We start from the raw sequence: 7,693 nt of genomic DNA on the forward strand, positions 1-7,693 counted from the left end.
AAGGGCATAAGCCATTGGCGCGGCACCCATTGGTAACCCCGGATGTCCTGAATTTGCTTTTTGTACTGCATCGACACTCAATGTACGGATCGTATTCACACCAAGCTGATCAATTTTATCAAACAATATAATTCCTCCTTGTTCATTCCTATAAAATAATATCCACTCTTTAAATTTCACTTTGAAAATAAGACAGAAGAATCAAAAATGAATTAGGCATTCTCGATTTTCCTGTCTTATTACTTAGCGCTGACCGCTCCTTTCACCACCTAGACAAACGGCGTTCGAAAACCAACTCCTTCAATAGTAAGTCGAAACGTGAAAAAATATGTGAAGCTATTTTCCCACGTTCCGCCTTACTATTCGGAGCTAACCGACTTTCTCACGACCTTCTCTTACCCGATCGTGTTCCCAGTCATTTCTTCATAATCGGTTTTCATGATTTCCCATGACTTCTCGATTTTTTCATCTAAGCCAAACAAGCCACTGCGACCGACGATATAAATATCTGGTCCGGCTGCATCGATTCGTTTGAAGGATTTACGGTTAGAAGAGCCGTCCATTTCAATCACATAGTTATACCCTTTTTCTTCGCGTAGTTCGCGTAAAGCAACGATTTTATCCAGTGTACTTTCAATAAACCGTTGTCCAGCAAATCCTGGATCGATCGTCATGATCGTGATTTTATCGACCAATTCGATGTATGGGAAGATGGCTTCGATCGGTGTTTCAGGGTTCAAAACGACGCCAGCTTTTAACCCTGCGTCATGGATTTGATCGATCAAACGAAAAGCTAAACCATCTAATAATTCGGCGTGCATACAGATCCATTCACACTTTTGCTCGATTAATTGATTCACCCAAAAACTTTGATCTTTAACCATTAAGTGCGCAGACATCGGTAGATTACTGATTTTACGTACCTCATCAATGAACCATGGAGATAATGTGATATTTGGTACATAATGACCATCCATGATATCGATATGGTAAGAATCGACATGATCATTTAAAAATTCGATTTGTTCTTTGAACTTATCCAAGTCCATCGTCATCAATGAAGGTGAAAATTCCACTTTTCCCATTTATTTGTTCCCTCCTTGGAAGCTTTCCCAGTCCGCCATGAATTGCGCAATCCCTTTATCTGTCAATGGATGGCTCCACAACGTTTGGTACAATGATGGCGGTACAGTGGCAATGTGTGCGCCAACTAAACTCGCTTTTTCCACATGTTCCGAATTACGGACACTTGCTGCAATGATTTCTGTAGAAAACCCGTAAGTATCTAGTACTTCACGAAGTTTTGCGACAAGCTCGATCCCGCTTGTTCCTGTATCGTCTAGTCGGCCTAAAAATGGTGAAATAAAGGTCGCACCTGCTTTTGCCGCTAGTAATCCTTGCGCCACAGAGAAAATCAATGTGACATTGGTCTTGATCCCCAATTTAGATAATGCATTCGTCGCTTTCAATCCTTCTTCTGTCATAGGGATCTTGATCACGATGTTTTCCGCCCATTGGACGATCTCTTTCGCTTCTGCGACCATGCCGTCTGCTTTCAAACTAGTCACTTCTGCTGAAACAGGCCCATCAACGATCGAACAAATCTCTTTGATGACTTCTTCAAACACGCGACCTTCTTTGGCAATGATCGTCGGATTAGTTGTCACTCCATCGACTAAGCCTAGCGCATTGATTGTTTTGATTGCTGTTACATCTGCTGTATCTAGAAAAAATTTCATCGGTTTTGCCCCTCTTTTTTACACACTTATTTTAAAAAATCTGAATATCCTCTAAACTGATATCTTCTTCCTCTTTCTCTACTACTAAGTCCATTTCTTCTTCCGGCACGTTCTTTTTGATTACAGCTAAAACGACGGCTGTAACTAAAACGTTCACTAAGATTGCGATCACACCTGCCCATGGTCGAGACATCGTTGGGATCATCAAGACACCACCGAACGGCACCGTTGCATCCGCACCTAAGATCATCGTAGTTGCACCACCAGCAAATCCACCGATTGCTGTTGCAACTACGCCACGTACGATATCATTCATGACTAAAGGAATCACACCTTCAACAATATTGATGACACCCATTGGTACGGCTGATTTCAATGTCTCTACTTCCACTTTTGTATAGATATTCTTGCGGAACATTTTGGCGATAAAATACGCTAATCCAAAGCCAATCGGTGTGGCTGTATTGACTAATTGCAAGGCTGTGATCGGGCCATTCAACCCTTCTGCTTGCATCGTCAATACAAAAGCAAATACGGTTTTATTGATTGGACCACCGTAGTCGATCCCACTTAATAAGCCGATCACACCACCAAAAATCAATAAGGAAGAATTGCCTAATCCATCCAAGAAATTCGTTAATAATAGCGTTAATGCTGCGATTGGCGCGCCAATGATATACACCATGACTAAGCCACCAACAATTGAAGCAATAAATGGAATAATCAATGTTGGCATCAATCCTTTTGCCCATTTTGGTACTTTGACATGTTTTAAAATACCTAAAACAAGATAACCTGCTAAGTAACCACCTAGAATCCCACCGATAAAGCCAGCACCAATTGCATTTGCTGTTAAACCAATAATGAAACCTGGTGCGATCCCTGGTTTAGCTGCAATGGAATAAGAAATCCCAGTAGCGATCACAACTGGTAATAACCCTAAACCAGCACCACCCATCGTTGCTAAAGCATCCCAAATCGAAAACTCACCTTGTGCAAGTGTTCCTTGACTTGTTCCGCCAAAGGCCATGCCGATTGCAATCAGGAATCCGGCACCACATACGATTGGAATCAAATATGAAATCGCTGTCAATAAATGTCCTTTTAAATTTAACTTTTTAATTGCCTCCATTTTTTGTCTCCCCCATTCTGGTAATTATTGTTGCACGACTACTTCTTCTACTTTTTCAATCAACTTACTCGGTGATTTCACAGCAACTTCTGTCGGTACTTGGACGATTCGTTTTCCTTCAAAACGTTCACGACCACTGATTTTGACATCTACAGCTAAAATAACGACATCTGCTTGACTGATTTGCTCTGCCGTCAATTCATTTTCGATTCCGATCGTTCCTTGTGTTTCCACATGGATCTCATGCCCTGCCTTTTTTGCGGCATTCTCCAACTTTTCTTGCGCAATGTACGTATGAGCGATCCCCACTGTACATGCTGCTACTCCAACGATTTTCATTTTTTCTTCCTCCTCAGTCTCTATCCAAATGCAGCGACTACTTCATCGATTTCTCTTGCAGCAATCAAACGTTCCACCACTTCATCATTTCCTAACTTACGGGCAAATAAGGACAACAATTTCAAATGTTTTTGCGCACCTTCCGTATCGTCTCCGACTGCAAACAAGATGATGCCTTTCACACCCTTACCGTCTAGTGTCTCCCAAGGAATTTCATTTTCAGTCACCCCGATCGCCACACCGACCTTCTTCACATACGCACTTTTTCCATGTGGAATAGCGATATAATTACCGATCCCTGTTTGACCTTGCGCTTCTCGCAAATAAATATCTTTCACAAATGCTTCGACATCCGTAATGTATTCTTGTTCATATAAGCGATTGGCTAATTGATACAAGACCTCATCTTTCGTTTTCCCGTCTAAGTTCGTTTTGATGATTGTTGGATCAATGATTTCTTTGATCTCCATTTTCCTCACTCCTCATTAGTTACTGACAACTTCCATTGCTTTTTCGATTAATTTATTCGGTGATTTGACCGCGATCTCTGTTGGTACTTGGATGATTTTCTTTCCTTCGAAACGTTCCCGTCCGCTGATCTTGACATCCACTGCTAGAATCACGATATCGGCTTGATCGATGGCTTCTTGCGGCAATTCATTTTCAATGCCGATCGTTCCTTGAGTTTCGACATGGATCTCATGACCCGCTTTTTTCGCTGCATTCTCTAATTTTTCTTGTGCAATATACGTATGGGCAATTCCCACTGTACATGCTGCTACTCCAACGATTTTCATTAATGGTTCCTCCAATTTTTGATAGTATTTTTATCGTTCTGTGAAATTACCAGCTTTCAATTCATCTAGATAATCAGGATCAGCCAGTTTTCGCATAAAATCAGCAAGCTGTTGTTTGACTGCCAGTGTTTCATTTTCTGCTAGTAAGACAACGATAATCAATTCCACTTTTGAGATTCGTTCCGACCATTCTGTTATGGGTTGTTGCGGACGGATCAGCCAAATTCGTGTGTTGGCTAACGCTGGATGTTCAAGATGAGGTAAAATCACGCCTTCCTCAATTTGGATATCTCCTGCCTCTTCTCGCTCAAACAATGCCTGTTGGATCGCTTGTGCCTTTTCTTTTGAGGTAGGAAAGACTTGTTGACTGATCCATTCATAAGTCGCTACTTTGGAAGCCAGTGACATCTGATCGAATAGTTCCACGAAATTATCTGTCATGATAAATATCCTCGATTTTCTTTTGGATTCTTGACTGGTCATCAGCGGTCAGCATCGCACTAACAATCAAAGATTGAACAGGAAATGCTTCTTTCAACCCAACTGTCGTTAAAATCAACTCGATTCCTGGCGTCTTTTCGAACACTGATTGGTAATTTTTCGTACTGATCACATCCACGATCTCTAGTTCAGGAAATTTTTTGGCTAACTTCACCTTCAATAATTCAGAAGTCCCAACTCCAGTCGTACACATGATCAACGTTTGAATTGGAAATTGATGCGTCTCGATCATTCGTGCAAAATACAAGGTGATAAACCCAATCTCATCAGGCGTGATTGTTGGAAGCTGAAATGTTTGACTCACCTGTTTTGATACTTCAGCAACCGTATTAAAAATCGTTTCATACGTTAATTGGATTTGATCCAACAAACTATTTTTCACTCTGATTTGATGGCGCAACCGATTGATCAAAGGTTTGATATGATTAGCAAGATCTGTAAAAATCATCTCGCTTGCTACATTGAGATTTAGCTTCTCACCGACTTGATGCAAGTAATAAGATGTAATCTCAATCACTTCTTTTGTGAACGTTTGTGTTTGCGATTGATTATTGTCTGTTCTTGAAGAAAGTAAATATTGATAGAGATAATAGATCTCGCTGACTGGTAATTTCGTTTTCAGATACACTTCTACTTGACGGATCACTTCGATTGCTATATCACGAATCACAGATTCTTTGTCTAAAAATTGCAATTGTTCCATCGTTAATTTTTCACCAATAGCTTGATAATTCGTCTTCCTTGCTCGACGTATCGCAATGTACAAATGGGAGAAAATATTGATATTATACGGATAAGGAATCGTGCCATTGAGTTTCTTTTCAATCAGCTTGATCTGTTTGATGACAAAATTCGCATCATAACGATTGAAGTCGAACTCATCAGATAAAGCGATTTCATCAATATCGAAAATATTCAATCGTTGAATCAATTCAGTGATTGCACGGCGGATATTCTCTTCCTTTCCTTCGATGGCTAGTGTCCGATTTTTACGAATCAGTTGTAGATCATAGGTTGCGATCCGTTCGGCAATGATTTTTTCATCATTTGCAATGGCTGAGTCACCGACATAATACGTTTGATACAAATCAATGACTTTAAGTGCTTTAGGAGAGGATAATAATAATTCTTCCATCACATTATTTTGCCGTTCTGACGGTAGAACTTCCACAGAAGACACAACCGTTTGGTTCGTCTGTGCAATATATTTTTCATAATCAAGTTTGTACCCTCGACCCTTTTCAGATAAAATCAGTGGCCCATTCGAAAACTCGTCATTTATTTTTTTAACTAAGCGATAGACGGTCTTGGTAGAGGTACTCATTAACTCTGCCAACACTTCAGCAGTAACATAATCTCGTTGTTTTGATAAAAGAAGCGTTAATTTATTCCCTCGATCCATTTGACTAGTCATAGCTCTATCCCCCCTGTATCTTTATCATAAGCGATTTTTTTTATTCTGCTTCACTACATAATGTCCATTGCAGCGGACAAAATGAATTCGGTTACACAAGGTTGTGAGAAAGCTGGGTAACTCCGAGTATTAAGAAATAATTTGAGAAAAAAGCTTCTCATATTTTTTCAAATTTTGGCTTAATATCGTAGAAGTTAACTTTCGAACACCGTTTATTTAGGTTGTGAAAGAAGCGATCAGCACTGAGTAATAAGACAAGAAAATCGAAAATGGCTTTTTCATTTTTGATTTTCTTGTCTTATTATTGAAGTGCTGCTTCTTGAACACCGTTTTTCAGGTTGTAAGAAAGCTGGTCAGCTCCGAATAGTAAGGCGGAACGTGGGAAAATAGCTTTCCATGTTTTTTCACGTTTCGACTTACTATTGAAAGAGCTGGCTTTCGAACACCGTTTATCATAGGTTGTGAGAAAAGCGCTTTGACCTGAGCAGTAAGCTTTTTAACAACCAAATAGTTACATTTTTCGAAGCTAAAGATAACTATATGAAAACATAACATTTTAGCCATTATTTTTAAAGCGAACATCAAAAAAATCCTTTTAAAATGTTTTTGACCAAAGAGTTCATTCCATTGATTTACTCGTGATTTCAACATGAATCACTTGAACAACCTAGTAGATTTAAAATAACTAACAACATTAAATAAGATAACTTATCCTATTCATTATTTACAAATAAGTAAAACAAGCGAGCAAACAAATCACGTAATGTCTCTACTATCGGATATTTGAACTCACCAAATTTATTTAAATAAGAGTCAAAAAAAGACGCTTCGCAAACTGAATTGCGAAACGCCTTGATTGTTTCAATTGAATGGTACTCGATTTCTTTAAAAATCTCCGTCCCATACTGTATTCGTAAGCGAATAAATTCGCAACGACTCCAGCAATTAACGTTTTGAGAATTGAGAAGCTTTACGGGCTTTCTTAAGACCTGGTTTTTAATCCAGATATCTCCTGATCAATCCTAATTAGCTCTAAATGCTATTATATAAGAGTTTATATAAATTTATATATTCTCGTTTCAGCCGATTCTTCCGACATAGTATGGTCAAAGTATGGTCATTTTCAATTCAAAGTTTATTTACTTGCAACAAAAACACCCGCTCGAAAAGAGCGGGCTAACTTAGGATAAAGAATCTTCTGAATGTGGATACTTAAACTTTACTATCATTTTAAATATGTTCGTTTATGTACCCCGCTCCAATGAGCGGGTTGTAAAAAAAGCAATGTTGTTAGGATGATACAATAAGATTACTATCTTTTTATTTATTATTCAACTGATATAATCATTTTGTTGTCTAAAATACGTATGATATAATTATTAAAGAGAGTATCTATATGCATGCTATACACTTCCCCCAGAAGTTTTTAGTTGTCGATACTCTCTTTTTATAATGGCGCCTACAGGTAGTTTAAGCCTGAATTTAAATTATTGCAAACGCTTAACTTCAGTTTGAGGATTCTTAAGATTTGATCACTTCTAATCAAAAAAAGACCCACTCCGAAGAGTGGGCGTGTATTAAAAAACGAATTCTTAGTACTGAGGATAAATTAAGGTTACTATGATTTTATTTATAGTTCAAGCCATGTGCTTTTCTTATCGCTTGTTCTCTTATAATGGTTAGGTGCCGATTGAAGATTTGAGCGAGTTACTACAATCGATTAAAAAGCAAAAATTCTCTGTCTAACTAAGGAGTTGACTTCTAGTATTTT

9 protein-coding genes are annotated in these 7,693 nt (G+C 38.7%); all 9 read right to left on the reverse strand.

Going from position 1 to position 7,693, the window contains the following annotated elements; all coding sequences use genetic code 11:
- The coding region (locus tag P3R27_RS13860) for a thiamine pyrophosphate-binding protein (RefSeq protein WP_301356812.1) at positions 1-126 on the reverse strand (126 nt) is incomplete at its 3' end.
- A 269-nt stretch (positions 127-395) separates the two neighbouring features.
- On the reverse strand, positions 396-1,085 hold the full coding sequence (gene alsE / locus P3R27_RS13865) for a D-allulose 6-phosphate 3-epimerase (RefSeq protein WP_034690825.1): 690 nt from the start codon (positions 1,083-1,085) through the stop codon (positions 396-398).
- On the reverse strand, positions 1,086-1,739 hold the full coding sequence (gene fsa / locus P3R27_RS13870; RefSeq protein WP_034690828.1) for a fructose-6-phosphate aldolase: 654 nt from the start codon (positions 1,737-1,739) through the stop codon (positions 1,086-1,088). It abuts the gene before it with no gap.
- A 31-nt stretch (positions 1,740-1,770) separates the two neighbouring features.
- The gene (locus P3R27_RS13875) at positions 1,771-2,871 is read right to left on the reverse strand and encodes a PTS fructose transporter subunit IIC (RefSeq protein ID WP_301356891.1); all 1,101 of its coding nucleotides are present in this window, start codon (positions 2,869-2,871) and stop codon (positions 1,771-1,773) included.
- Positions 2,872-2,895: 24 nt separating this feature from the next.
- Entirely contained in the window at positions 2,896-3,210 is a 315-nt protein-coding gene (locus P3R27_RS13880) for a PTS fructose transporter subunit IIB (RefSeq protein WP_010734014.1), read from the reverse strand.
- 20 nt (positions 3,211-3,230) lie between these two features.
- On the reverse strand, positions 3,231-3,680 hold the full coding sequence (locus P3R27_RS13885) for a fructose PTS transporter subunit IIA (protein ID WP_301356889.1): 450 nt from the start codon (positions 3,678-3,680) through the stop codon (positions 3,231-3,233).
- A gap of 15 nt (positions 3,681-3,695) precedes the next feature.
- A complete protein-coding gene (locus tag P3R27_RS13890) occupies positions 3,696-4,007 on the reverse strand; it encodes a PTS fructose transporter subunit IIB (protein ID WP_019722933.1) in 312 nt (103 codons plus the stop codon).
- Positions 4,008-4,037: 30 nt separating this feature from the next.
- Complete coding sequence (locus P3R27_RS13895; protein WP_034690834.1) at positions 4,038-4,448, reverse strand: PTS sugar transporter subunit IIA; 411 nt, start codon at positions 4,446-4,448, stop codon at positions 4,038-4,040.
- Positions 4,438-5,922 carry a BglG family transcription antiterminator gene (locus tag P3R27_RS13900; RefSeq protein WP_034690837.1) on the reverse strand — a complete coding sequence of 495 codons (1,485 nt, stop codon included), beginning with the start codon at positions 5,920-5,922 and terminating at the stop codon, positions 4,438-4,440. The genes P3R27_RS13895 and P3R27_RS13900 overlap by 11 nt, the downstream gene beginning before the upstream one ends.
- Between the last annotated feature and the right edge of the window lie 1,771 nt (positions 5,923-7,693).

This window comes from Enterococcus spodopteracolus, from assembly GCF_030441955.1.
Taxonomy (GTDB): Bacteria; Bacillota; Bacilli; order Lactobacillales; family Enterococcaceae; genus Enterococcus_B; species Enterococcus_B spodopteracolus.